At 60.8% G+C, this 24,182-nt stretch carries 21 protein-coding genes and 2 tRNA genes; 14 read left to right on the top strand and 9 right to left on the bottom strand.

Annotated features, from left to right (window positions below; translation table 11 throughout):
* Both VNT00_RS16755 and VNT00_RS16760 read right to left on the bottom strand, forming a co-directional pair.
* On the bottom strand, positions 1-1,727 hold a 1,727-nt coding region (locus VNT00_RS16755), incomplete at its 3' end, for a beta strand repeat-containing protein (RefSeq protein ID WP_325589562.1).
* Between the two features lie 881 nt (positions 1,728-2,608).
* Positions 2,609-2,983 (bottom strand): tautomerase family protein, encoded by a 375-nt coding sequence (locus VNT00_RS16760; protein WP_325589564.1) that lies wholly within the window; start codon positions 2,981-2,983, stop codon positions 2,609-2,611.
* Positions 2,984-3,275: 292 nt separating this feature from the next.
* Between VNT00_RS16760 and VNT00_RS16765 the strand changes: the two genes are divergently transcribed.
* The 3 genes from VNT00_RS16765 (at position 3,276) to VNT00_RS16775 (ending at position 6,899) form a co-directional block, all read left to right on the top strand.
* Positions 3,276-5,177 (top strand): ABC transporter ATP-binding protein/permease, encoded by a 1,902-nt coding sequence (locus VNT00_RS16765; protein ID WP_325589566.1) that lies wholly within the window; start codon positions 3,276-3,278, stop codon positions 5,175-5,177.
* Positions 5,178-5,370: 193 nt separating this feature from the next.
* Complete coding sequence (locus VNT00_RS16770; protein ID WP_325589568.1) at positions 5,371-5,745, top strand: SirB2 family protein; 375 nt, start codon at positions 5,371-5,373, stop codon at positions 5,743-5,745.
* Positions 5,742-6,899 carry a patatin-like phospholipase family protein gene (locus VNT00_RS16775; protein WP_325589570.1) on the top strand — a complete coding sequence of 386 codons (1,158 nt, stop codon included), beginning with the start codon at positions 5,742-5,744 and terminating at the stop codon, positions 6,897-6,899. The genes VNT00_RS16770 and VNT00_RS16775 overlap by 4 nt, the downstream gene beginning before the upstream one ends.
* 92 nt (positions 6,900-6,991) lie before the next feature.
* Here the strand turns inward: VNT00_RS16775 and VNT00_RS16780 are convergent, their stop codons facing one another.
* Positions 6,992-7,909 (bottom strand): DMT family transporter, encoded by a 918-nt coding sequence (locus tag VNT00_RS16780; protein WP_414650950.1) that lies wholly within the window; start codon positions 7,907-7,909, stop codon positions 6,992-6,994.
* A gap of 101 nt (positions 7,910-8,010) precedes the next feature.
* On the opposite strand from VNT00_RS16780, the gene VNT00_RS16785 reads away from it, so the two are divergent.
* From VNT00_RS16785 to VNT00_RS16800, 4 genes are all read left to right on the top strand, one after another.
* Positions 8,011-8,493, top strand: coding sequence for a MarR family winged helix-turn-helix transcriptional regulator (locus tag VNT00_RS16785; RefSeq protein WP_325589574.1), 483 nt, complete (start codon positions 8,011-8,013; stop codon positions 8,491-8,493).
* Positions 8,494-8,628: 135 nt separating this feature from the next.
* A complete protein-coding gene (locus VNT00_RS16790; RefSeq protein WP_325589575.1) occupies positions 8,629-10,086 on the top strand; it encodes an efflux transporter outer membrane subunit in 1,458 nt (485 codons plus the stop codon).
* Positions 10,087-10,124: 38 nt separating this feature from the next.
* Positions 10,125-11,309 (top strand): HlyD family secretion protein, encoded by a 1,185-nt coding sequence (locus VNT00_RS16795; protein WP_325589576.1) that lies wholly within the window; start codon positions 10,125-10,127, stop codon positions 11,307-11,309.
* On the top strand, positions 11,306-12,901 hold the full coding sequence (locus tag VNT00_RS16800; RefSeq protein ID WP_325589577.1) for a DHA2 family efflux MFS transporter permease subunit: 1,596 nt from the start codon (positions 11,306-11,308) through the stop codon (positions 12,899-12,901). The genes VNT00_RS16795 and VNT00_RS16800 overlap by 4 nt, the downstream gene beginning before the upstream one ends.
* 145 nt (positions 12,902-13,046) lie before the next feature.
* On the opposite strand, the gene VNT00_RS16805 is transcribed toward VNT00_RS16800, so the two are convergent.
* Entirely contained in the window at positions 13,047-13,466 is a 420-nt protein-coding gene (locus VNT00_RS16805; protein ID WP_325589578.1) for an HIT family protein, read from the bottom strand.
* A 168-nt stretch (positions 13,467-13,634) separates the two neighbouring features.
* Positions 13,635-14,543: a LysR family transcriptional regulator gene (locus tag VNT00_RS16810; RefSeq protein WP_325589579.1), complete on the bottom strand. Its 909-nt coding sequence runs from the start codon at positions 14,541-14,543 to the stop codon at positions 13,635-13,637.
* Positions 14,544-14,735: 192 nt separating this feature from the next.
* Between VNT00_RS16810 and VNT00_RS16815 the strand changes: the two genes are divergently transcribed.
* Positions 14,736-14,990 carry a hypothetical protein gene (locus VNT00_RS16815; RefSeq protein WP_325589581.1) on the top strand — a complete coding sequence of 85 codons (255 nt, stop codon included), beginning with the start codon at positions 14,736-14,738 and terminating at the stop codon, positions 14,988-14,990.
* Between the two features lie 269 nt (positions 14,991-15,259).
* On the opposite strand, the gene VNT00_RS16820 is transcribed toward VNT00_RS16815, so the two are convergent.
* Positions 15,260-15,335 (bottom strand) — tRNA-Asn (locus VNT00_RS16820).
* Between the two features lie 309 nt (positions 15,336-15,644).
* Here VNT00_RS16820 and VNT00_RS16825 point away from each other — a divergent pair.
* On the top strand, positions 15,645-17,393 hold the full coding sequence (locus VNT00_RS16825) for an FUSC family protein (RefSeq protein WP_325589583.1): 1,749 nt from the start codon (positions 15,645-15,647) through the stop codon (positions 17,391-17,393).
* A gap of 321 nt (positions 17,394-17,714) precedes the next feature.
* Positions 17,715-17,981 carry a hypothetical protein gene (locus VNT00_RS16830; RefSeq protein ID WP_325589585.1) on the top strand — a complete coding sequence of 89 codons (267 nt, stop codon included), beginning with the start codon at positions 17,715-17,717 and terminating at the stop codon, positions 17,979-17,981.
* Positions 17,982-18,208: 227 nt separating this feature from the next.
* Here the strand turns inward: VNT00_RS16830 and VNT00_RS16835 are convergent, their stop codons facing one another.
* A complete protein-coding gene (locus VNT00_RS16835) occupies positions 18,209-19,900 on the bottom strand; it encodes a glycosyltransferase family 39 protein (RefSeq protein ID WP_325589587.1) in 1,692 nt (563 codons plus the stop codon).
* Positions 19,901-20,085: 185 nt separating this feature from the next.
* Between VNT00_RS16835 and VNT00_RS16840 the strand changes: the two genes are divergently transcribed.
* The 4 genes from VNT00_RS16840 to VNT00_RS16855 all read left to right on the top strand — a co-directional run bounded on the left by VNT00_RS16840 (position 20,086) and on the right by VNT00_RS16855 (position 23,324).
* Positions 20,086-21,147 carry an AI-2E family transporter gene (locus tag VNT00_RS16840; RefSeq protein WP_325589589.1) on the top strand — a complete coding sequence of 354 codons (1,062 nt, stop codon included), beginning with the start codon at positions 20,086-20,088 and terminating at the stop codon, positions 21,145-21,147.
* Between the two features lie 188 nt (positions 21,148-21,335).
* Positions 21,336-22,085: a flagellar brake protein gene (locus tag VNT00_RS16845; RefSeq protein ID WP_325589591.1), complete on the top strand. Its 750-nt coding sequence runs from the start codon at positions 21,336-21,338 to the stop codon at positions 22,083-22,085.
* Between the two features lie 162 nt (positions 22,086-22,247).
* On the top strand, positions 22,248-23,012 hold the full coding sequence (locus VNT00_RS16850; RefSeq protein WP_325589593.1) for a flagellar brake protein: 765 nt from the start codon (positions 22,248-22,250) through the stop codon (positions 23,010-23,012).
* 236 nt (positions 23,013-23,248) lie between these two features.
* A tRNA-Thr gene (locus VNT00_RS16855) sits at positions 23,249-23,324 on the top strand.
* 149 nt (positions 23,325-23,473) lie between these two features.
* Here the strand turns inward: VNT00_RS16855 and VNT00_RS16860 are convergent.
* On the bottom strand, positions 23,474-23,797 hold the full coding sequence (locus tag VNT00_RS16860) for a HigA family addiction module antitoxin (RefSeq protein WP_325589594.1): 324 nt from the start codon (positions 23,795-23,797) through the stop codon (positions 23,474-23,476).
* A 9-nt stretch (positions 23,798-23,806) separates the two neighbouring features.
* Positions 23,807-24,085 (bottom strand): type II toxin-antitoxin system RelE/ParE family toxin, encoded by a 279-nt coding sequence (locus tag VNT00_RS16865; protein WP_325589596.1) that lies wholly within the window; start codon positions 24,083-24,085, stop codon positions 23,807-23,809.
* Positions 24,086-24,182: the final 97 nt, after the last annotated feature.

The following is a 24,182-nucleotide window of genomic DNA, read 5'->3' on the forward strand; positions in this document are numbered from 1 at the left end:
CCGATCGTGGTCGGGCCCGAGAAGCTCGTCGTCGAGCCTTGCGCCCCGACCAGGTTGCCGCTGATGGTGGTCGAGCCGCTGAAGGTGGTGCTGCCGCCCGTGGAACCCGAGAAGTCACCGCCCACGTTGGTCGTGCCGGTAAAGGTGACCGGGGTGGTGCTGGTGATGAGGACATCGCTGGGCGTGGAGTAGTCCGGCGGCGGAGGGGTGCTTGAGTCGATCTGCTGTGTGGTGCTGTCCACCACCAGACCCGCCCACTGCGCATTGGTGCCCTTGGTGACCTTGACCGTGACCTCATTGGTACCGGTAAGGTCGACCACATTGCCCTGCGCGAACGCACCATCCTGCAGAACGAGATTGACGATGCCATCCTCTCCGTTGCGCGCTACGTTCAGCAGCGTGCCGTTGTTGCTGGCCACATTCGTGCCGCTGCCCAGTGTAATGTTCTGAGACTGACCTGCCCGGGTAAATTCCGAGCTGAACGTTGCCCCCGCCGAGTTCAGCGTCGTGCCGGTGAAGCTGGCCGTAGCTCTATTCTGTAAATATGCCGACGACGAGCTCGCGTCGGTGGTGGTGACACTGCCACCAGCCATGCTGACCGAGCTGACCGAGCTATCTTCGCCATACACGCTGACGCCGTTGGCATTGGCGCCACTGGTCTTGACCGTGGTGTCGGTGGCGACAATAATGCCCCCCGCTTCGGCCGCGTCTCTGTCCGAACGCAAGCCATCGGCCAGCGCCCCGCTGGTCGTGATGGCGACGTTGTTCACGTTTACAGTACTGCCGTTCTTGGACAACACACCGAAACTGCCTATGGTGCCGCTCAGCGCCCCGCCGGTGGTGGTGATGGAACCGCCGTTCAGGGTAATACCCGCACCTTCTTCGGCGAACGCGCCAAAGCCCGCCAACCCGCCGGTCGTGATGTCGGCCGTGCTGGTGATGTTGCCGCTATTCTGCGAATACAAGCCCCACGAATTATCACCGGTGGTTGTAATGGATCCACCATTGATGGTAATGCTAGGCGCTGGCGATGCTCCCGAACTCGACGCATAGGCATGCACAGCATGCGAATTGCTGCCCGTCGTGGAAATGGCGGTGTTTGTCGTGGTGACCGATGAGCCGACCCCCACCAAGATGCCTCGCGAGTATTGCTCTCCAGTCGCCGAGATCGAACCGTCAGTTATCTCAGCGGTGGCTCCGCCAGTGGCATCAAGCGCATAAATCGGGCTGGTAACACCACCGGTTTTACTGCCGCTGGCAGAGGTACTGATGACGCTGTTGGTAGCGACAACCTTGGAGCCGGCGCCATCCGCGGTAATCCCATTACCCCCAGAGGACTTGAGCGTGGCCTTTTCCAGGTTTAGGGCGCTGCCATACAGCACCCTGGCTGCCATTGAGCCTGAACCAGTGGCGGTAATCGTGCCGTTTGTGTATGTGATTTCGCCCGCTGTTCCGGGATTACTGCCATCGGTATCGCCGGCCATCAGGCCAATGGACGATGTTCCATTCACGTTGATGGCTGTGCCGTCCAGAATAACCTTGCCCTGTTTGCTTTTTTCAAGGGAGGTGTCGGGATCGAAGCCCGTGTAGGCGCGCGCGCCAGCGGCAACATCGCCATTCACATCAATTGTGCTGTTGCTGAGATTGACTGTACTGCCCACGGTCGTGCCGCCGCCGGCCTCCACGCCAAAGGTATAGCTGGTTCCACCATCGACAGATATTCCCACGCCGCTTCCGGTAACAGCGCCGCCATCTTCCGCTTGAATGCCGTTGCTGTACGTCCCGTTGGTTGTAATGGTGCCGCCGACAACATTCAAGGTGCTGCCGTCTCCAAAAGCTTCTACGCCATGAGCCCCCCAAGACGAACCGGAATTCGTTGTAACGGTGGCATTGTTCAGCGTAACCGTCGAACCACCCGTGGAAAGGACACCACGCTGATTTTTCCCATGAGTTATTGGCTCAAACGTATCGCCATTAAACGTTTTCGTGCTCCCATCGCTGACCACTTCAGTCCACGCATATGTTTCCGCCGCAGCCGTTCCATAAACCCCCATCAACGCCACCGTCAACGCGGTAGCCCGCAACACCGCCAACCGCTTGCCTACTGTCTTCATACTGTCCCCTTTTACACATGTGCTGTTTTTCTGCAAAATCGTTTCGTCCCCGCAGGGCCACGCCAGTCGCGGCAAATCGCGGTCGAACAATGAAAATTCATACATATATTTACGAATTTCTTTGCATTTGATCACAATGTTGATACGTTTTGACGTAGATGTATCTTTATATTGCTAATGGTTATCCCTGATTGAATCTTGAGGACACTGAAGAACAATAAAAATACTTTTATATTTCAAGGATCAAGAAAGTTTCAAGGCTCAAGAAGCCGGACGCGGCAATCGAAGCCGCTCTTGGAGGATGAGCCGCGGCCGCCACACCGCCTATGTCGCGGCCCGCATCATGAAAGACGCACCCACGGCTTTTCAGAATAATGCTGACAACCATGCCAGCCGCCGCAGCTATGATTATGGTTCTGGCTGCGGCTGGCCGGGCTTTGGCCGACTGCGCCGCGGGCTCCCGTTGCCCCGAGGCGCTTGCCTGACAGGCCGGCCTAGCGCCCTGCCTGCTTGGCGGTAATACCGTTGGCCATGCCCATATTGGTATTGGGAAAATCGGTGATGCGGGCGCGGACTTCGGCCACCGGCACGCCGGTCACTTCATGCGCGGCAGGCCCCAGCGCGGCGATCAGCGCGGCTTTTTGCTCTTCGGTGCGCCCGGCGATCATGTCGACTTCGTACATAATGGTAGGCGAGCCGAATTCGCCGCCATTCAAATAATGCCCTTCGGGCAGTTCATGCAAAACGACGCGCACACTGTGCTGAGGAGCGCTCAACGCTTGCACGACGGTCTCGCTCGAGCGCAGCAGCAACTGCTTTTTTTGATCGGCCGAAAGTCCCGGAGTGGCCGTAATGGTGACGAATGGCATCAAGGTTCCTTGAAGTGAATAAGAAAAAGGGGTCTGGCTGAAAAAACATAGTCTGGCTTGAATACGGCCCATTATCGCTGTAGCCGGCCGCCCCGCACAAGTTGCCCAGGCGCCAACGGCCCGGAACAGACGCGGCAAGCCCGGCAACACCGGCGCCGCCCCCGCCCATTCGATCCAATGCAGCCGGGCGTCAACTTTACGCGTTGAACCATTTCACCCAAAATACGTCCCTTATCAGGAGCACGGCAGCGCGACCGCCTTGCACGCCCGCCTTTAATCTTTCGGAATACCCATGAACTGGAATCACGAATTGGCCAGCAGCGGCATATGGATACTCAAGGCCTATGTCATTACCGGAGTTCTGTTTGGCCTTGCCGCCTGGGGGCTGGCGCGGTTTACGGTGTGGGGCGGCCACTTCTGGAAAATCACCGGCGGCTACTTCTCGCCCCGGCGCAGCTGGCGGCCCATTCTGGCCCTGGCGTTCATCCTGTTCCTGACCCTGTGCGCGGTGCGCCTGGATGTGCTGTTTTCCAATTGGTACAACAGCATGTACACCGCCCTGCAAAAACTGGACGTCGCCGCCTTCTGGGCCGCCATGTGGCTGTTCGCCATTCTGGCAACCATCCACGTCGTCCGCTCTTTGTTCGACTTCTATGTGCAGCAGGCCTTCACCATCCACTGGCGGGTGTGGCTGAACGAGCAAATGCTGGCAAGCTGGCTGGACAACCGCGCCTACTACCGCAGCCAGTTTCTGGAACAGCCCATCGACAACCCCGACCAGCGGATCCAGCAGGACGTGGCCACCTTCGTCCAGTCGTCGCTTGCCCTGTCCATGGGCGTCGTCAATGCCCTGGTTTCGACCATTGCCTTTACCGTCATACTATGGGGGCTTTCGGGGCCGCTGGCCGTTTTCGGCGTGGACGTTCCGCGCGCCATGGTGTTCCTGGTGTTCGTATACGTGGTCGTGGCCACGGTCTTCGCGATTGGAATCGGGCGGCCGCTGATTGCGCTGAACTTTCTTAACGAACGGTTCAACGCCAACTACCGTTATGCCCTGGTGCGCGTGCGCGAATATGCCGAAAGCATTGCGTTCTATGCCGGTGAAAAAGTCGAAGGGGCCTTGCTGCGCGGCAGGTTCGGCCAGGTCATCGGCAACGCCTGGGCCATTGTGTACCGGTCGTTGAAATTCCTGGGCTTCAACTTCGTCGTGACCCAGGCCGCCGTGGTCTTTCCCTTCATCATCCAGGCGCAGCGCTTTTTTTCCAAGCAGATAAGCCTGGGAGACCTGATGCAGACCGCGCAGGCCTTCGGCCGCCTGCAGGACAATCTGTCGTTCTTTCGCAATGCCTACGACCAATTCGCTTCGTACCGCGCCACGCTGGACCGGCTTACCGGCTTTACCAAGGCCCTCGAGCACGCCAAACACCTGCCCGAACCCAAGGTCAGCGAGCAGGGCCAGCGCCTGGCCCTGGAAAACCTGACGGTGCGCACCCCCGGCGGCCAAACGCTTATCGCCGGCCTGAACCTGGAAGTCGGCGAAACCGAGCCCGTGCTGGTGCGGGGCCCTTCGGGCGCCGGGAAAACCACCTTGCTGCGCGCCATCGCCGGCCTATGGCCGTACTGCGAAGGGCAAATCATAAGGCCGGGTTCCGGCGCGCTATTCCTTTCGCAAAAACCGTACATCCCGCTCGGCAGCCTGCGTGATGCGCTGTACTACCCGCAGCCATTGCCGGACGACACCGACTACGTGCGGCTGGCAACCAAAGCCACGCCGCAGGCCGGCCTTGGCGCCCCCACCAACCTTGACAGCATGCTGCACATCGCCGACTTCGCGCCGGGTTCCGAGAACGCCCCCGACGACCAGCGCGCGCGCGACGTCCTGCGGCAAGTGCAACTGAGGCATCTGGCGGATCGCCTGGACGAGGTGGCCGACTGGGGCCGCATACTCTCGCTGGGCGAACAGCAAAGGCTGGCCTTCGGGCGCCTGCTGCTGGCCGCCCCCGCGGCCGCCTTCCTGGACGAAGCCACCTCGGCCATGGACGAAGGCCTGGAAGACGCCATGTACAGACTGGTGCGCGAACACCTGCCCCGCACCCGGCTGGTCAGCGTGGGGCACCGCAGCACGCTGCTGGCGCACCACCCCTGCCTGCTTACCCTGAAGCTGGAAGGCGCGTGGGAATTGTCCAGGCCATGAGCACGCGGCGCCATCCGCCTACCGCACAAGCCGGCGCGCCCCGCCGTTTCAACGTGCCGCCGCTTATCAGTTACTCTTATCGTTGCGGGCCATTGTCCGGCTGCGGCGGCACGGCGCCTGCGCGACAACGGCCTCGCCCGGCCTTGCCCGCTCATCCATTTCATTCATCCATTCATCGCCCACTTCGGAAACCATGAACTACCTCGCCATCAAACACCTGCACATCACCGCGGCCGTATTGAGCATTCTCTTCTTCGTGCTGCGCGCCTATTGGTCCGTGGCGGGGTCGCCCAAGCTGCAGGCCAGGTTCGTGCGCATCGCGCCGCATGTCATCGACACCGTGCTGCTGGTATGCGGCATCATCCTTGCCGTCATGATCGGCCCCGAGCAGCCGTGGATACTGGCCAAGCTGATCGGCGTCGTTCTGTACATCGTCATCGGCACCATCGCCATCAAGCGCGGCAAGACACCCGGCGCGCGGGCCGTGGCCGCCGTGGCCGCCGTGCTGGTGTTCTTCTACATCGTGGGCATCGCCATCAACCACAACTGGCTGTCGTGGTTCGCATGAAAGGCAAGCCCACCCTTCCCGACTACGAAACCATCGCCCTGGTGCTGCAGGGCGGCGGCGCCCTGGGCGCTTATCAGGCGGGCGTATTCCAGGGCCTGCACGAAGCCGGCATCGTCCCCACTTGGCTGGCCGGCATTTCCATCGGCGCCCTGAACACCGCCATTCTTGCCGGCAACCCTCCCGAAAAGCGCGTCGAGCGGCTGCGCGAGTTCTGGGACACCATCTGCCAGCCGAATATCGGCATGGGCGTGCCACCGATGTTCGACAACGACATCTTCGGCGTCACCGATTTCGTGCGCGGCGCCATGAACTCATTCAGCGCGGGAAACACCATGGTGGGCGGGCAGGCAGGATTTTTTCATCCGCGTTTTCCGCCCCCCATGTGGAGCCACTCGGGCTCTCCGAATACAGCCAGCTACTACACCACGCATCCGTTGAAGGAAACCCTGGAACGGCTGTGCGACTTCGACCGCATCAACTCCGGCGAGTTGCGCGTTTCCGTCGGCGCCGTCAATATCCGCACCGGCAACCTTACGTACTTCGACAACCGCGAGATCGAATTGCGGGCCGAACACTTCATGGCCTCGGGCGCGCTGCCCCCGGCCTTCCCCGCCATTGAAATCGACGGCGAGCACTATTGGGACGGCGGCCTGGTGTCGAACACGCCGCTGGCCTATGTGCTGGAATCGCGGCCTCTGGAAGACACCCTGGCCTTCCAGGTCGACTTATGGAGCGCCAAGGGCCTTGCGCCCACCAACCTCGAAGAAGTCGCCGACCGCGAAAAGGAAATCCGCTATTCAAGCCGCACACGGCTGGTAACCGACCAACTGCGCCGGGCGCAGAACTTCAGGCGCCTGCTGCAGCGCATGCTGGACGACATTCCCGAAGACGTGCGCAACAAGGCGCCGTATTGCAAGACCGCCCGCGAACTGGCATGCAGCAAGCGCTACAACGTCATCCACCTCATTTACCAGAACAAGCCCTACGAAAGCCATTACAAGGACTTCGAATTCAGCCAGGCCAGCATGCAGGACCACTGGCACAGCGGGCTGGAAGACATTCAAAGAACGCTTAAAACCCCGCACTACCTGGCCATGCCCGACAACGAATCGGGCTTCGTCACGCACGACGTGCACAACAAGGAAAAAGGGTAGCGGATCATCCAGCCCGCGCGCCACGCAAGGCCGGCGCAGAACGAGCGCGCGATTCGGTCAATGGAGGAAGCCGCGCCTTAGGGCCTCAGGCCCTAGCGCCGACCCAGCACCACAGCCCCCGCCAGCACGAATACCGTGCCCAGCAGTTGTACAGCGGTAATGGGCTCATCCAGCAGCCACGCCGCCAGAAACAGCACCGACACCGGGCCGATCAGACCCAGTTGCGCCGTCATGGGAGCGCCGATGCGCGCCACCGCCCACATGATCATGAAGGTGGGCGCCACGGTATTGACGGTGGCGTGGATGAAAGAAAGCCCGTATACCGGCCACGCCTGGTACAGGCCGCGCCAGGCATGCACCCAGAAAAACTGGATCAAGGTAAAAACCGCCGACACCGTCATGGCGTACGCCACCAGCCGGGTCGCCCCGACACGCTTGATGAGCTCGCCCGAGCCGATCAGATAGAACGCGTACGTAAACGCCGAGGCCAGTACAAAGCCCGCCCCGCGCAGCACGCCCTCGCCGCTGAACGACAGATCCTGCAAAAAGACCAACACGACGCCGGCATACGACAGGCCAAGCGCCAGCCATTGCTTGCCGGCGATCGCGCGCTTGAAATACAGCGCGGAAATCAGCAGCACGAACGTGGGCGATAAAAACAGAATAAGGCGCTCCAGGCCCGCCGTAATCGTCTGCAAGCCCAGGAAGTCCAGGAAACTGGACAGGTAGTACCCGATGAACCCAAGCAGGACGAGCTGGCAGCGCTCTTTTACCGTGAGGCGCGGGATCAGCCCGCGCGCTGCCTTGCGCGCCTGGAACACGCCGATTGCCAGAAAGAACGGCAAGGACAGCAGCATGCGAAAGCCAATGATGGTCACCGCGTCCACGCCGTAGCGGTAGGTAAGCTTGACCACGACGGCCTTGGCGGAAAACAGCACGGCGCCCAGCCCCGCCAGCAAAAACCCGGCCCAGAACTCTTTGGGACGCGACGCGGCAACGGAACGGGACAACAAGGACATGGGAAACGCAGTCAGAAAAGTCAACAATTTGTCAGGAGATACTGTCGGGACTGTAATTGCATAGACAAATAAATACGCATAAAATACAGGACATGGAATATTACCAGCCCAACCCCGATTCCCTCAGCGCGGAAAACAACGTCGGACACCTGCTGAAGCTTGCCGCAGGGTCCGTCGTGCGCATGGCCGACCAGGCCGTGGCGCCGCTTGGGCTGACCGCCATACAATGGCGGCCGCTGGTTATCCTGCGCTATACCGAAATCAACACCCCGGCCGAGCTGGCGCGCGTCGTCACCGTGGACACCGGAGCCATGACCCGCACGCTCGACCGCCTGGAAGCCAAAGGCTTTCTTACCCGCCAACGCTGCCAGGAAGACCGGCGCGTGGTTCTGCTGGAACTTACGCCGCTTGGGCACGACGTCGTCGCGAAAATCCTGCCGGCCGTCGCCGCCACCTTGAACTCGCACCTGGAGGGGTTTTCAAAAGCCGAAACCACTCAGCTCATCGGGCTGTTGCGGCGTGTCATCATCAACGGCGGCCACAACCCCGATTGCTGTAAACCGAAGGAACATTAGCTTCTCATTGCCAAGCATTCATGAATGCGCGCCGGGCTCCGTTTTTTACGCCCCATCGCGCCATCCGCCGGTTGCCGCTAAATAATTGCCTAGTCAGATACTACTTAATCAATCATATTCAGCTTATTGTCAGCAATGAAATCTCTTTTGCCTCTTGCGCTTGCCCTATCCCTGGCGGGTTGCGCCGCCATCGACCCGGGCAACGCCTCGTTGAATCAAATCCCGGCAAGCCAGCTCGGCCTTGCCGCAGGCTCTGTAACCTGGCCGCAGACCCAGTGGTGGACGCGCTACGGCTCTCCCCAGCTCGACCGCATCATGGAGCAGGCTCTGGCCAACAATCCCTCGCTGGCCGCCGCCCAGGCGCGCCTCGACCTGGCCAATGCCGCCGTGCGCGGCGCCCGCGCCGTGCAATTGCCGCAACTGGACATTGCCTACAAGCAGTCGCGCCAGCGGTTCTCGGAAAACTACATCTACCCGCCGCCTTATGCCGGTTCCATGTACACCGACAGCTCCCTGAACCTGAATGCCGGCATCGACCTCGACCTGTGGGGCAAGAACCGCAGCAAATACGCCGCCGCCGTTTCCCGGGCGGAAGCCAACCAGGCCGACCTGGCCGTGGCGCGCAATATGCTGGCCGGCAACGTCGTGCAAAGCTACTTCAACCTGCAAAACGCCTTGGCGGAGCAAAAGGTTCTGGGCGACATCGCCAGGCAGCAAGCCAATGTCCTGTCCATTACCCGTGATCGCGTCAAGGCCGGCCTGGATACCGAGATCGAAGTGAATCAGGCGGACTCGGCGCTGTCCGCCGTGAAGGTGCAACTGAACCAGGCCGGCGTCAATGCCCAGTTGCTGCGGCACCAGTTGGCGGCCCTGATGGGCCAGGGCCCCGATGCCGGCAACAGTATCGCCGCCGTCCCCCTGGCTCAGGCGCCGCACGCCGTGCCCGCCACCCTGCCGCTGAACCTGCTTGGCCGACGGCCCGACATCGTGGCGGCGCGTCGCCAGGTCGAAGCCGCATCCAGCGAGGTCTCGGCAGCCAAGGCCGAGTTCTACCCCAATGTGAACCTGTCGGCCTTCGCCGGTTTCCTGTCGCTGGGCCTGGGCAATCTACTTAAGGACGAAAGCCTGGTCTACGGCGCGGGGCCGGCGGTTACCCTGCCCGTCTTCCACGGCGGCGCGCTGAACGCCCAACTCAAGGGCAAGAAAGCCGAACGCGACCTGGCCATCGCCAACTACAACCAGACACTGCTGGACGCGGTGCGCGAGGTGGCCGATGCCGTGACCTCGATACGCGCCCTGCAGCAGCAGATTGTGGACCAGCACGCCAGCTACGTCGCCATCAACTCGGCGTACGACATCGCCGTCAAGCGCTACAAGTCGGGCCTGGGCAATTTCGTGCAGGTCTTGCAGGCCCAAAGCGAAATGCAGCGGCAGGTGCTGCTGGACGTCGGCCTGCAGACCCGCGCCTACAAGCTGGATGCCCAGTTGGCCGTGGCGCTGGGCGGCGGTTATGGCTCCCAGGCCGAGCCCGCCGCCGTGCCGGCAGCGGCGCCAGCCGCCATGCCCGCGGCAGCCCCCGCCAACGCCGAATAAGTCAACGACCTTCCTCGAATACTCAACGCGAAATTCCTATGTCATCAGCTCAACCAAAGTCCTCACAACGCAAACGCCTGCTCACCACGGCGGCCCTGGCCTTCATCGTCCTCGGCATCGCCTACGCAATCTGGTGGTTCATCTTCGCCGCGCACTACGAAAGCACCGACGACGCCTACGTCCATGGCAATATCGTGCAAGTGACCCCGCAAATCGCGGGCACCATCATCGGCATCGACGCCGACGACACGCAGATCGTCGCCAAGGGCGCGCCCCTGGTCAAGCTCGACTCGGTGGACACCGACGTGGCGCTGGCGCAGGCCGAAGCCGAGCTGGCCCAGACCGTGCGCAAGACCCGCACGCTGTTCGTGCAGAACGACGCGCTGGAAGCCGACATCGCCATGCGCCAGGCCAATCTGGACAAAGCCCGCGCCGACCTGTCGCGCGCCGAAAGCGATCTGAAGCGGCGCAAGACCCTGGCTCAATCCGGCGGCGTCAGCGGAGAAGAAATCCTGCACGCGCAAGCCGCGCTGAAAGCCGCGCAGGCCGGCGTGGCCCAGGCGCAGGCCACCCTGGCATCGGCCAAGGCCAACCTGCTTACGAATCAATCGCTGACCGCCAACACCACCGTGGCCAAGCACCCGGACGTGCTGCGGGCCGCCGCCCAGGTGCGCCAGGCGTGGCTGGCCAAGGCCCGCACGCAATTGCTGGCGCCGGTATCGGGCATGATCGCGGAACGTTCGGCGCAAGTGGGCCAGCACGTTGCCCCCGGCACGCCGCTGATGACCATCGTGCCCATGCATCAACTGTGGGTCGAGGCCAACTTCAAGGAAGTCCAGCTGCGCAAGATGAAACCCGGCCAGAGCGTCACCATGACGGCCGACCTGTACGGCGGCAGCGTTGAATACCACGGCACGGTCGAAGGCATTACCGCCGGCACCGGCAGCGCGTTCGCCCTGCTTCCCGCGCAGAACGCCACGGGCAACTGGATCAAGGTGGTGCAGCGCGTGCCGGTGCGCATTGCGCTGGATCCCAAAGACGTGGATGCCCATCCGCTGCGCATCGGCCTGTCGATGCAGGTGGAGGTCGACCTGAACAGCGGCGGCGACAAAGCCGAAAAAGCCGAGCCTCCCACCACGCTTGAAACCGATGTCTATGCAGAAAGCGCAAAAGGCGCCGATGCGCTGATCAACAAAATCATCCAGGACAATCTGGGCTCATGAGTTCCCACGACGCAACCCCCTCGCCGGCGCCTGAAAAAAATCAGCAGCGCCCCGGCGTCTACGCGCCGCTCGAAGGCAATGCGCGTGCATTCGGCACCATCGCGCTTTCGACGGCCGTGTTCATGACCGTGCTGGACTCGTCGATCGCCAACGTGTCGATCCCCACCATCGCGGGCGACCTGGGCGTCAGCTCCACCCAGGGCACCTGGGTCATTACCTCGTTCGCGGTGGCCAACGCCATCACCGTGCCGCTGACCGGCTGGCTGACCCAGCGGTTCGGCCAGGTCCGCCTGTTCACCTTGTCGATCCTGCTGTTCTCCCTGTCGTCATGGCTGTGCGGCTTTTCGTGGTCGCTGGAATCGCTGGTGTTCTTCCGCATCATCCAGGGCGCCGTGGCCGGCCCGCTGATTCCGCTGTCGCAGTCCCTGATGCTGGCCAGCTACCCCAAGGAGAAAGCCGGCATGGCCCTTGCCCTATGGTCCATGACGGTGCTGGTGGGCCCCGTCGTCGGACCATTGCTGGGCGGCTGGATTTCCGACAACATGACCTGGTCGTGGATTTTCTACATCAACGTGCCGGTTGGACTGATATCGGGCTGGGCCACCTGGCAAATCTACAAGAAGCGGGAGTCGCCGCGCGTCAAGCTGCCCATCGACCGCATCGGGCTGGGCCTGCTGGTTCTGTGGGTGGGCGCGCTGCAGCTCATGCTGGACAAAGGCAAGGAGCTGGACTGGTTCGCCAGTTCCGCCATCGTCACCATGGCCATCGTCGTGGTGATTGCCCTGGTCTTCTTCATCATTTGGGAGCTCACCGAAAAACATCCCATCGTCGACCTGACCCTGTTCACGGTGCGCAACTTCAACGCCGGCGTGATTACCGTTTCCATCGTGTACGGCGTGTTCTTCGGCACCGTGGTTCTGCTGCCGCTGTGGATGCAGGGCACCCTGGGCTACACCGCCACCGATGCCGGCATCGCCTCGGCGCCGGTGGGCATACTGGCCATCATCCTGTCGCCGCTTATCGGCAAGATGCTGCAAAAGCACGACCCACGCTACATCGTGACGGGCGCCTGCCTGCTGTTCTCGCTGATCAGCTTCATGCGCGCCGACTTCAACACCGAAGTTTCCATCTGGGTGATCATGTGGCCCACCTTCATCCAGGGCGCGGCCATGGCCATGCTGTTCATTCCGCTGACCACCATCAGCCTGTCGGGCCTGGATCCGCACCGCATTCCGGCGGCGGCGGGGTTGTCGAACTTCGTCAGGCTGCTGTTCGGCGCTTTCGGGACGTCCATTACCACCACCCTCTGGGAAAATCGCGCCACCCTGCACCACGCCCAGTTGACCGAGGTGGTTCGTCCCGGCGAGCCGGCATTCGATGCCGCCATGCATGGCCTGCAGCACAAGGGCTTCAGCCTTGAACAGGCCGCCGGAATCGTCAACAACCTGATCAACCAGCAGGCCTTCACCATGTCGGCCGTGGATATTTTCTACGGATCCGCCGTGCTGTTCCTGTTCCTGATCGGCCTGGTGTGGTTTGCCCGCCCCGCGCGCAACAAGGCCGTCAGCGCAGAAGCCGCCGGTGTGCATTAGGGCCTGTTAACCCTTATTAAGGAGATCCGTTGGGGCTGGAACGGGTCGGGCACAAGGCGTCCCCCGCAGCAAGGCTCAATGCCTTGCGAGGAGGGACAACGCCGCGAACGGCCGGTTCAAGCCCCAACCCTGCGGGAAGCCATGATCAGGCCAGGCAGGCCTTGATGCGCTCGGCCATGGCCTTCAGGGTTTCTTCGGGCGCGCGAATGGCCGCATGCATGCGCAGCACCGTGCCGGTGGCATGGGGGATGACGTGGAAATGGCAATGCGGCACCGTTTGCCCCGCCGCCGCGCCGTTCAGTTGCGCCACATGTATGCCTTCCACGCCCAACGCCTTCTTGACCGCGATGGCGACGCGGCGCGTGGTGCGGATGCAAGCCTGTGCGCCCGCTTCGGAAAGATCCAGCAAGTTCTCGGCGGCTTCCTTGGGAATGATGAGAACGTGGCCGTCGGCCTGAGGCATCAGGTCCATGAAGGCCAGCGTATGGTCGTCTTCGTAGACAGAGATGCAGGACGCCTCGCCCCGCAGGATTTTGGCGAATATATTGTTGCTGTCGTAAGCCATTCTTTGTCCTTTTGCATTGTCGCGTTGTAGCCTTGCCGCCGCCTTGCCCGGCCGGCGGGCCGGCGCTGCCGCTTCGCCCGGCTGATTCGAATACCTCAGCCGGCCAAACGGCACGCCATCGCCATGCATATTAAAGCATCGGCACGCCATGAACACACGCGTCACGGCTCAACAGCCTTTTCCTTGGGACTTCTTCACGAGCGCGGTGACATAATCGAGAAAAGCGCCTATTTTGGGAGGCTGGTAGCGGCGGTACGGGTAGACGGCGTACAAGGTGATTCCCTCGCCCTCGAATTCGGGCAGGCATTCTTCGAGCCTGCCCGAATCCAGATCCTCCTGGATATCCCACTGGAATTTCTGGCCGATGCCGTAGCCGCCCAATATCCAGTTGTAAAGCACTTCGCCGCTGTTGCACACCAGCCTGGGAGTCACCTGCACATCGCGCGCAACGCCGTTTTCCACCACACCCCACCGTTTGTGCACATGGCTGCCGCGCTTCAGGCACAAGCAATCGTGCTCCAGGAGATCGTCGGGTTTTTGCGGGCGGCCGCGCCGGTTCAGATAGTCGGGCGTCGCGCACAGCACCAGTCGGCTCGTGGCCATCTTGCGGGCCACGACATACGACGAAGGCTGGACGTCGATCTTGAAAAGGATGTCCAGATCGTCCTCGACGATGTCCATGGGCGCGTCGGACAACACGAATTCGATCTGAAGATCGGGGTGCATTTCTGAAAAATGGGCGACATCCGGCGCCAGGCGCCTGCGCCCCAATTGCAGCATGGCCCCGATGCGCAAGCGCCCGGTCAAACGATCGGTATGGCGGGCCGCTTCCTCCTCGGCCTCCTGGATTTCGGCAAGAATGCGCTGGGCGCGCTCGAACAGCAAGCCGCCCGCTTCGGTCAGCTGGAAATGCCGCGCATTGCGCTCGATCAGCTTCACGCCCAGTCTGGCCTCCATGGCCGCCAGCCGGCGGCTTACCGCCGGCGGAGAGCTGTCCAGATTCATGGCCGCCTTGGTCAGCGAGCCCGCCGACACGATCTGGGTGAACAGATGAAAGTCGTTGATGTTGTCGGCCATGCCTTGATTCCACTTATAGGAACTTAAATTTGTATTCTACAGGCTATCTGAGGGAAAACCCTAGTATTAGAATTTCTCTCATGGGAAGTAAGACGCCGTACCCCTAGCAGGAAACACCCGCCTTACCAGCCCGGCCAAAAGCCAGGCTTGTCCCTTTTAAACCACCTTACCCACAGTTAAAAGGAAAGCATCATGAAAGCAACTCTCTCCGCATACGCCCTGGCTCTTGGTCTTTTAGCCGCCGGCCCCATGGCCGCCCAAGCCCAAGGCACCGCGCCAACCGTCAGCTCGCAAGCACAAAGCGACCTGGCAGACTGGAGGGCCGCGGGCTTCGACGAGCAAACCTACGCCGCGCTATCGCAAGACGTCTACGGCGCCGCCTACCAACAGCGTATCGCAAAATACGAAGAACTTCGCAAACTGCATTCGCAAGGCGCTCAATACTAAGCCATTGGTTTTGGCTTAAATAGGTAATGTGCTCTTAGCCTCAAGCCGGGTTGCATCCCGGTGATCGATGAAACGCCGAACAGGCCGCTGAACTATGCTCAGCTACTTGTTTGGCGTTGCTGTTTTTGAGGGCGGTTGCTTTGTGCCGGCAGCGGGCAACGCTATCATTTGCGCTATCAAACCATCTGAAATCCAGGGTTTGAACGGATAAAAAAATAACGCCTCTGGAAAGAGGCGTTATTTTTCAAGCAAGTGCGCTTGTAATTCTGTGGCTCCCCGAACTGGGTTCGAACCAGTGACCTGCGGATTAACAGTCCGTCGCTCTACCGACTGAGCTATCGGGGAATTAAAGAAGCGAAACTATAGCATGGATTTTTTGGTTTGCGCAAATCAGGCCAGCAGTGGCTTGGCACTGTAATCCGCCGGGCTGTTTTGCGCTTTCTAGGCTCTTGGCGCAGCGCGAAAAAACCTTTCATCCAACACCTGCCTTGACCTTGGCCCCAGGCCTGCAAACAGGTATGCTCGTAGCCAATGAAAACAACGCCTTCCACGACCTCATCACCTCCGCCGCCGCCCGCTTTCCGGCTAAGCACACTGTTCAAATTGCGGCCGGCGGGGCGGCGTTGGCCGTTTGCGGCGCGGGCGGCGCTTTGCATGGGCGTGCCGGTCCTGGCCGGCTGGCTTGCCGGCGACATGGCAGCGGGGCTCATGGCCACCATCGGGGCTTTCACGACGCTCTACGGCAACGACCGCCCGTACCTGAACCGGGCGATCCACCTGGCGGTGATCGCACTTTGCTTCAGCCTGGCGGTCATGCTTGGCGTCTGGGCCGCCGAGATACCGTTGATGGTGGTTCCCACCATCGTCCTGATCGCCATGGCCTCGACCTTTTTGTGCAACGCGTTGCGGACCGGACCACCGGGGGCCTATATGTTCGCGCTTGCTTGTGCGGCCGGCACAGCCATGCCGGCTGGTCATTTGACCATCCCGCAGATCGGACTTCTGATCTTCCTGGGCGGGGCATTCGCATGGCTGGCCCATATGGCGGGCGCCCTATTCCAGCCCCGAGGGCCGGAAAGAGCGGCTGTCGCGGCGGCGGCGCAAGCGGTTGCCCGTTTCATGGAAGCGGTTGGCACGTCCGCTGAAGACGGCGCCCGCCATGCCGCGGCGCTGGCCCTGCACCATGCCTGGACAGTGCTTGTGGCCTACCAGCCCGCCCGGCCCCGGCCCAACGGCTCCCTAAGCCATCTGCGCGCGCTCAATCGAGAATTGCATCTGCTTTTCGTCGGGGTCATGAATGCACCGGCCCCGGACAGCCACCCGCTTGCCGCGGGCGCCGATCGCGCGCGGCGAATAGCCGTTCAAGCGAAAGAAACCAGAGGGCGGGACGAACGCACCGACCCCAAGCACATTCCGCTAGGCCATCACGGGCCGCTGGAATCGCTGCGCGAAAATCTTCGGCCATGGTCGCCGGCGCTGCTGGCCGCCGCCCGCGTCGGCGCGGCGACAGCCATAGCCGGAACAATAGGCGCCCTGCTGGGCCTGGAACGCGCTTATTGGATCATGGCGGCCGCGGTGCTGATCCTGTATCAGGGGCTCGACTGGATGCGCAGCCTGCAACGCGGCATTGAACGCATGATCGGCACCCTCATCGGCCTGATCCTGGCCGGCGTCATTCTGGCCCTCTACCCCGAAGGCCTATGGCTCGTCGCAACGCTGATGCTGATTCAGTTCATCATCGAAATGCTCGTAATCCGCAACTACGCGCTGGCCGTGGTATTCATTACCGCCGCGGCGCTGACGATCGCCTCGGGCGGGCAGCCGGTGGCGGATATCGGGCATGTGCTGTGGGTGCGCGGCGAAGACACGTTCATCGGCTGTCTGACCGGGCTCGCGATACTGGCCTTGACGTCGCCGCGGTCGGTGGAGATTCGCATTCCGCGCGAGCTGGTCGGCACGCTGGTGGCGCTGAAGCGGGTTCTGGCCCGTGCGGCCAAGGGCGATGCCACCACCAGTGCCGCCCAACGGGCGCGGCGCGACCTCCAGCACCGTACGTTTTTGCTGCTCCAGGCCTATGACGCCAGCGTCGGCGCCACACCGTGGCATCGCGACGCCGCCGAACGGTCGTGGCCCACGGTTTCAGCCACGCAGCGCCTGGCCTACCGCGTGCTTTCCATCTGCTGGCAGTTGGAGAATGCCGGCCCAGACAGCACCAACGTAGCGCATGCCCTGTTCGGCTCCAATGGTGACCGAGAAATCGGCCGCGCCCTGCTGGCCCTATCCAATGCCATTCGAGCAGGAAGCCAGCCCGCGCCGCCGCCCCATTTGCCCGAATTCATCGACACCGAAATGCGTAGCCTGCACGACTCGCTGGTGTATGGCGGCGAAAGCGCCTCATCGTGAGGCAGGCGCCGGCGTTTCAATCTTCAGCAACGCATTCCCGCAGTCTGCAATCCCACCCCGTGCCCGCATTTACGCGGGTTTGTGTTTTTATAAGCCTGAATAAAAGGCAAAAAAAACGCTTTATTAGCGCTTTTTGATTTTCATGAGCAGTTACATTTAAGGGAACCATGCATTTCTTGGTGAAGATCTCCGGCCCAAGGGCCGGAGCTTCTCCGCCACGATGCGGGGGCGCCTTCGGCGCCGTATCGACATCGTCTCGCTTGACCTCGGCCTGACGTCCGAGGCTTGCGCTCTGACATGTGGTCAGTAAACGGAACTACCATGAGCTACGAAACAAACCAAAGCATATTGTCGGCGATCCGGGAAGTCGAACGCTGGGTCGACAGCGAAGGCCTGCCTCCGAAGCCGGTCGCCATTGCTCAGGAAATCGTGCGCATCGGCAAGAACTCGGGCGGCACCAAGCAGCGCGCGCTGTTGGCCGCCTTTGGTTTGCTGGCCGGGGGCCTGGAAATCAACCCCCACAATATTGCCTGGCTGATCCAGGACGGCTATGTCGGCTACCCCAGGACGCCGACATTCGAAATTTGAAACGATTGCCGCCAAAAGCTCACACCTCCAAGCACCGGATCCCGGCCTCTCTCGCGAAGCGCCTTGAAGCGCAATCATCCGCCTCGAAAATGCCCCGTACATCTTCGGCTCGAGCCCTTACCCTCATTGAGGCTCCGCAAGCGCAAATCACGTGCATGCCGTGACAGCGCATCGGCGCTCGAGCCTGTAACCGCGCCGGCGCCGCATGCGTTCAACTCAAGAGTGCGTTAGCGTTTTGCCGCCTTGCACGACGGCCCCGGCGGAATGACCGCCCAATCGATCTCGATGACACGGCTGCCGGGCGACGACCAGGGCAGGCTTGCCTTGCCATGCCACGGCGCGCTTTCGTAGAGTTTGAACAGTGCGGGCGCAGGGTCTCCCCGCGTGGTCCGGCTGTAGGCCACCAGCGCACCGCAATCCAGGGCCGTGGCCGGATCCAGCCAGGGGGATTCGAAATAATCGGCATCGATGAACACCTTCATGCCCGAACCGGCATGGATCGCGATATTGCCGCCCAGCCAGGTATCGGACGCCACAAGCCGCAGCGGCTGCCCCGGGACATGCTGGCGCCACACCTTTTGCATTTGCGCGGAAATCAGCGCGCCCGGAAAGGTGGAGCGGGCCGTGCGCCCCGAATAATAAGCCAGAGGCCCGCGCGCCACCGCATAGCCGACCGCCATCAGCACATGCACGGCGATCACCAGAATGATCGTGCGCCGCAGGTTGAGGCGCTCGCTGCCATACAGCCACCACAACGCGAAATAGCCATACAGAATGAAGAACGTGGTGGCCCACGAGGCCTCCAGCCGCGTACCCAGCAACGCCGACACCAGCACTGTCAGGGCAAAAGGCCCCAGGCCGACCCACAGCAGAAAGGAACGGTCGTAGGCGGAAAGATCGTGGGCATAGACCGCGGCGACGGGCCGGAACGAAAACCCGGGCGTGTTTTGCGCGGCGGCGCTACTACGTGCCAGTGCGGCATGCCCGCCGACGGAAGCCGCACGTACCGTTCCATCCGGCGCCACGACACCCAGCTTGCCCCGCCCCGCTCCGCCCGCGGCTTTGCGGGCCACTTTGGCAGTCCAGCACCACAATGCCAGCCACACCACCACCATGGGACTCAATCGGCCGAACTGATCCAGCACGAAGTCCAGCATGTCTTTCAAGGCACCCTGGGAAGTGGTGGTGTCGATGGACCGGTCGGCATAGACCAGCGGAGCGAAATGATGGTCGGCCAGCCAATAAAGATGAGGAGACAGGACAAGCAGATACGCCACCAGCGCAAAGGCCAGGCCTTTCAGCGTTTGACCCTGGCGCAAATGCCCCTGCCGCAACATGAAGCAAAAGAACACCGCGAACTGGATCATGGCGCTGTATTTGGTCATGGTGGCCAGGGCCCCGACCACACCCAGCCAGATCCAGTATGCGGGCTTCTGGTAACGCAGGGCTTTGTAGAACAGCCAGGTGGCCGCCGCAATGGACCAAAGCTGCGCCGTATTGTGGTTGTAGATGGTGCCGCGCAAGGAAAAATACGCAACGGTGGAGACCATCAGGGTGGCCATCAGGGCCCGCCGCGGTGTCGTGAACTCGCATCCCAGCAACCACACGAACCACAGCGCCAAGACCGAAAAAAGCTGGCCGGCAAAAAAGGTAAGCCAAACCGGCTTGCCGAACACGAAGGTCAGGCTGTACAGCACCCAGGATGGGAACGGCGGATGCTTGTAGTAGCCCAGCTCGAAGCTCGACGCCCAGACCAATTCTTCCATGCCATCCAGATCCGGCGCGCGATGGCTGATGCCGCACAGCACCGTCCATAGCAGCACCATGCCCAGCAACAATAAAAAAAACCGCCATTTCAGAGCAGTATTCGCATTATCTTTACCGGGAATAGCTTGTATGCCCGCCATCTTGTTTATCATGTCAACTGTCTCGTGATTCCGGCTTCGCCGGCCTTGGCGCCAGGCACAATTATCATTTATTGGAAAACTATGGATACCGGCCGACACCAATTTTAAATTACTATTCTGGCGCGGGGCCACCGCAGGCCATTTCCCACCAATAAGAACCTTGCCGCCGCGGCGGCGCGAATCCCCCGGAAATTTACATGAACGATCGTCAAACCACGTACTACCGTAGTTTCGTCACCTTGCTGGTTCTGGTTTCCGTGGCCTTCGCATGGCTGCTGCGGCCTTATTTCGGCGCCATCTTCTGGGGCACCGTCCTCGCCATCAGTTTCGCTCCGCTGCACAGGCGCCTGACCTGCGCCATGAAGATCCGCCCCAATCTGGCCGCCCTGCTCACCTTGCTGCTTTGCCTGTTCATCGTCATTTTGCCCGTGACCGTGCTGACCGGCTCCCTGGTCAAGGAAGGCGCGTCGCTCTATAAGCGCGTGGAAAGCGGGCAATTGAACCTGGGGCTTTATTTCGAGCAAATCGTCGGCGCGCTGCCGCCCTCCGTGCACCAGACCCTCGACCAGTTGGGGCTCGCCGATGTCTTCAGCATCCAGGAAAAACTGTCGGCCGGCGCCATGCAAGGCAGCAAATTCCTGGCCACCCAGGCCGTCAACATCGGCCAGAACACTTTCGAATTCCTCATCAGCTTCGGCATTATGCTGTACTTGCTGTTTTTCCTGCTGCGCGACGGTTCGGCGCTGGGCCGCAAAATCATGGCCACCATACCACTGGGCGCCGAACAAAAGCTGCTGCTGCTGCAGAAGTTCGTGACGGTGGTGCGGGCAACGCTCAAGGGCAACATCGTCGTCGCCGCCACCCAAGGCCTGCTGGGCGGCATCATGTTCTGGTTCCTGGGCATCGACGGCGCATTGCTGTGGGGGGTGCTGATGGCATTTCTGTCACTGCTGCCCGCCATCGGCTCGGCCATCATCTGGCTGCCCGTAGCCATTTATTTCCTGGTTGCAGGCCCGTTGTGGCAAGGGGTGGTGCTGATTCTTTTCGGCGTCCTGGTCATCGGGCTGGTCGACAATATTCTGCGCCCGCTGCTGGTGGGCAAGGACACCAAGATGCCCGACTACGTCGTCCTGATTTCAACGCTGGGCGGCCTGGCCACCTTCGGCCTCAACGGCTTCGTCATCGGCCCGCTGATCGCCGCCCTGTTCATCGCCGTCTGGGATTTGTTTCCGAACGCCCGTTCGCAGACAGAGGAATAGCGCCAGACAAAAAGTCGTCAAAATTGTTCATGAATGGTTCTTTTGCCGACATATTCATGTAACTAGTCAATTATTTTCGATTTGCGCGCCTCATTGGGGCAAAACTCCATGGACGATGCGCGCCATCTTGTATATCATTGTGTAACTTTTTAATCGCACTTGTTTGACCCTTTGTGCCGCTACGCAATATGAATACCGCCATTTCCCAATCCCCGGCCGAAGTCGATGATCCCCACGCCATCACCTCGCCTCTGGAAATCCTGGCCATATTGCGCTCCATCGAAAAAAACAAAACCCTGATCCGCGCGCACGCCCAACGGCCGAACAGCACGTTCATCACCACGCTGCTGGAAATCCTGCCCGATCAAAAAACCATCGTCCTGGACAGCGCCCCTCAAGAAAGCCTGAACCAGCGTCTCATCACCGCAGGTGAAGCCCTGTGCGAGGCCTCGCTCGACAACGTAAACGTCCGCTTCAACATCGCGAATATCCACCAGGAAACCCAAGACGGCAAGCCGGCGCTCGGGGCCGACTTCCCCGCCCAGCTCATTCGCATCCAGCGTCGCAACTCATTCCGCATCCACACGCCCATTGCCAATCCCGTGCAATGCCGCATCCGACACGACAACAAAGACGTTTCCCTTACACTCGACGACATCAGCGCGTCGGGCCTGGGCGCATTCGACGACAGCCAGCAACTGACTCCCGTCCCGGGACAAACGTACAAGAATTGCGCCATCAATCTGCCCAACGTCGGCCAAATCAACATCGATCTTTGTGTCGCCTACACCGAACAATTCGAAACGCCCACGGGGGCGACGCGCCAGCGCATTGGCTTCTCGTTCGTCAACCCTCCCGGCGCGGTGGCCAACGCCGTGCAGCGCTACGTCAGCTCACTCGAGCGCGAGCTTATCGCCAAGCGAAAAGGATTTGCATAAGCCTTGTCGAAAGACGGGGCCATGAAGGTATGGGCGGTGGAAAACCTGCCGCCACGCCGGACTGCGGACCGTCCCGGCCTTGCATAGCATCACCCTGTACACCGTTTTTCTTTACTGTTATTGTTACGAATTTTACATAATTAATTAACGAGCGGGTAATTCATGAAAACGCCTGAGTACCTTCTGGAGCGAGACAATCTGCAACCCTACATCCTGACTTCGCCACCCGATATCCTGGATGTTCTGCAATCGCTTCGAAACCGAGGCACGACACTGCGCTCGTACATAGAGCCCACGTCTCAAACTGCCCACACCTTCCTGCTCGACGTCAGCACCCGCAACAACGCCCTGGTTCTAAGCATGGAGCGAACGGAATCCGAGGTGGCCGGCGAAGACTTCCTCGCCGCGCAAAGCGCACTGACGGAAGCCTCGCTGGGCACTAGCCATGTGCAGTTCCTCGGCCAGCAAGCCGCCCCCTACGACAGCGAAAAATATACCGCCATACGGCTACCCATTCCCTCGCAGCTATTGCATGTGCAACGCCGCGACAACTACCGCATGATGGTGCCCGTGACCAGCCCCGTGCAATGCACGATCTCGCCTGGTTCCAGCAAAAAACCATTTACCATTTCCGTCGAGGACATCAGCGGCGGCGGTGTCTGCCTGGCCGACAACAACCAGGATATCGATCACGTCGTCGGCAAAATCTACCCCGACTGCAGTATCGACCTGCCCGGCGTCGGAACCATTACCGTCACGCTGCAACTGGCTCACGTTACCCCGCAACCGGGCCTGGCCGGCCACCCCCGCTACATGCGTGTCGGCTGCGCCTTCGTTCAAGCCAACGGCTCTACCGTCGCAATGGTCCAGCGCTACATTACGCAATTGGAACGCGAGGAAATCGCCCGCAAGCGAGGCTTTATTTAAGCGGCAAAACTGCCCCCGCTCGTCAGGCGGAGGCGCAGCGACGGCGCGAAAAAGATTCCTGGGCCGCTTTCCGCCACACAGCCGGCCAAGAATATGTATAATAGCTGGCTTAGCTTTTAAGCGGCTTTTTTAAGCTTCCCTTACCCGTCAAGGCGCCGTCGTTGCGATGGCGCTTGGGCAGTAGGCGCGAATCAACCAAAAGCAACCAAAAGGTTGAAGAAGTCAAAAGGCTAAACGCCGATGTAGCTCAGTTGGTAGAGCAGCTCATTCGTAATGAGAAGGTCGAGGGTTCGACTCCTTTCATCGGCACCAATTAAATCAAGCACTTACGCCAGCCTCTCGGGGGCTGGCGTTTTTGTTTTTGGTTTCATGTAGCCGCCATGTAAACTTTTGCGGCCAACGCCAATACACATCCGGTTTTTCGCGCCGCCGGGCTGGATGCTGGCGTAAAACGGTTGCGATCAGGCGGCAGTTAAGTCATGCAACGCCGGCGCTCGCTGAACGTGCAGCGGTGCCGCCTTGATTTTTTGTTCGGCCTGCCACATGTCGTAGGCGGTTTGTTCCGCCAGCCACAAGCGGGCTTCGCCGCCACGCTCAAGCCCAAGCCATGCCTCAATGCGTAGCGCCATTTCTGGCGATATGGCCGCATGGCCGTTCAGGACGCGGGATAACGTGACGCGCGCCACGCCTAATTGCTTTGCTGCATCCGTAATAGAAAGCCCCAACGCTGGCAATACATCATCGCGCAAGGTCAGCCCTGGATGCGGAGGGTTATGCATACGCATGGTGTTCTCCTAGTGATAATCCTGATAATCGACCAGCACGGCGTCGCCATTATCAAACATAAAGGTCATACGCCAGTTGCCACTAATCTGCACTGAAAAATGCCCTTTGAGGTCGCCCTTTAGCGAATGCAAGTTCCAACCAGGCAAGTTCATCCCTTGCGGACCAGTCGTTTCGTTCAGGCGTCGCAGCATGGCGGCCAATCGCGGCGCATGTACGGGCTGAATGCCCGCAACGGTTCCTTGCTCAAAAAACGCTTTCAATCCTTTGTGCCGGAATGTCTTTATCATGACTTATTGTATCGCGTAACGTATCAGCTATCAAACGACAGTTATCGGCCTCGGCTTTTGAGCCTATTCGGTCGGCTGTTCGATGCCAGCCTGTTCC

This window comes from Eoetvoesiella sp. (assembly GCF_035555955.1).
In the GTDB taxonomy this organism is placed as follows: domain Bacteria; phylum Pseudomonadota; class Gammaproteobacteria; order Burkholderiales; family Burkholderiaceae_B; genus Eoetvoesia.

Coding starts and splice junctions, on each gene's coding strand:
- VNT00_RS16825 (WP_325589583.1), top strand. CDS start 15,645: ATGGGCGTGCCGGTCCTGGCCGGCTGGCTTGCCGGCGACATGGCAGCG.
- VNT00_RS16845 (WP_325589591.1), top strand. CDS start 21,336: ATGAATACCGCCATTTCCCAATCCCCGGCCGAAGTCGATGATCCCCAC.
- VNT00_RS16800 (WP_325589577.1), top strand. CDS start 11,306: ATGAGTTCCCACGACGCAACCCCCTCGCCGGCGCCTGAAAAAAATCAG.
- VNT00_RS16865 (WP_325589596.1), bottom strand. CDS start 24,085: ATGATAAAGACATTCCGGCACAAAGGATTGAAAGCGTTTTTTGAGCAA.
- VNT00_RS16785 (WP_325589574.1), top strand. CDS start 8,011: ATGGAATATTACCAGCCCAACCCCGATTCCCTCAGCGCGGAAAACAAC.
- VNT00_RS16810 (WP_325589579.1), bottom strand. CDS start 14,543: ATGGCCGACAACATCAACGACTTTCATCTGTTCACCCAGATCGTGTCG.
- VNT00_RS16765 (WP_325589566.1), top strand. CDS start 3,276: ATGAACTGGAATCACGAATTGGCCAGCAGCGGCATATGGATACTCAAG.
- VNT00_RS16850 (WP_325589593.1), top strand. CDS start 22,248: ATGAAAACGCCTGAGTACCTTCTGGAGCGAGACAATCTGCAACCCTAC.
- VNT00_RS16760 (WP_325589564.1), bottom strand. CDS start 2,983: ATGCCATTCGTCACCATTACGGCCACTCCGGGACTTTCGGCCGATCAA.
- VNT00_RS16775 (WP_325589570.1), top strand. CDS start 5,742: ATGAAAGGCAAGCCCACCCTTCCCGACTACGAAACCATCGCCCTGGTG.
- VNT00_RS16815 (WP_325589581.1), top strand. CDS start 14,736: ATGAAAGCAACTCTCTCCGCATACGCCCTGGCTCTTGGTCTTTTAGCC.
- VNT00_RS16795 (WP_325589576.1), top strand. CDS start 10,125: ATGTCATCAGCTCAACCAAAGTCCTCACAACGCAAACGCCTGCTCACC.
- VNT00_RS16790 (WP_325589575.1), top strand. CDS start 8,629: ATGAAATCTCTTTTGCCTCTTGCGCTTGCCCTATCCCTGGCGGGTTGC.
- VNT00_RS16830 (WP_325589585.1), top strand. CDS start 17,715: ATGAGCTACGAAACAAACCAAAGCATATTGTCGGCGATCCGGGAAGTC.
- VNT00_RS16835 (WP_325589587.1), bottom strand. CDS start 19,900: ATGATAAACAAGATGGCGGGCATACAAGCTATTCCCGGTAAAGATAAT.
- VNT00_RS16860 (WP_325589594.1), bottom strand. CDS start 23,797: ATGCGTATGCATAACCCTCCGCATCCAGGGCTGACCTTGCGCGATGAT.
- VNT00_RS16805 (WP_325589578.1), bottom strand. CDS start 13,466: ATGGCTTACGACAGCAACAATATATTCGCCAAAATCCTGCGGGGCGAG.
- VNT00_RS16840 (WP_325589589.1), top strand. CDS start 20,086: ATGAACGATCGTCAAACCACGTACTACCGTAGTTTCGTCACCTTGCTG.
- VNT00_RS16770 (WP_325589568.1), top strand. CDS start 5,371: ATGAACTACCTCGCCATCAAACACCTGCACATCACCGCGGCCGTATTG.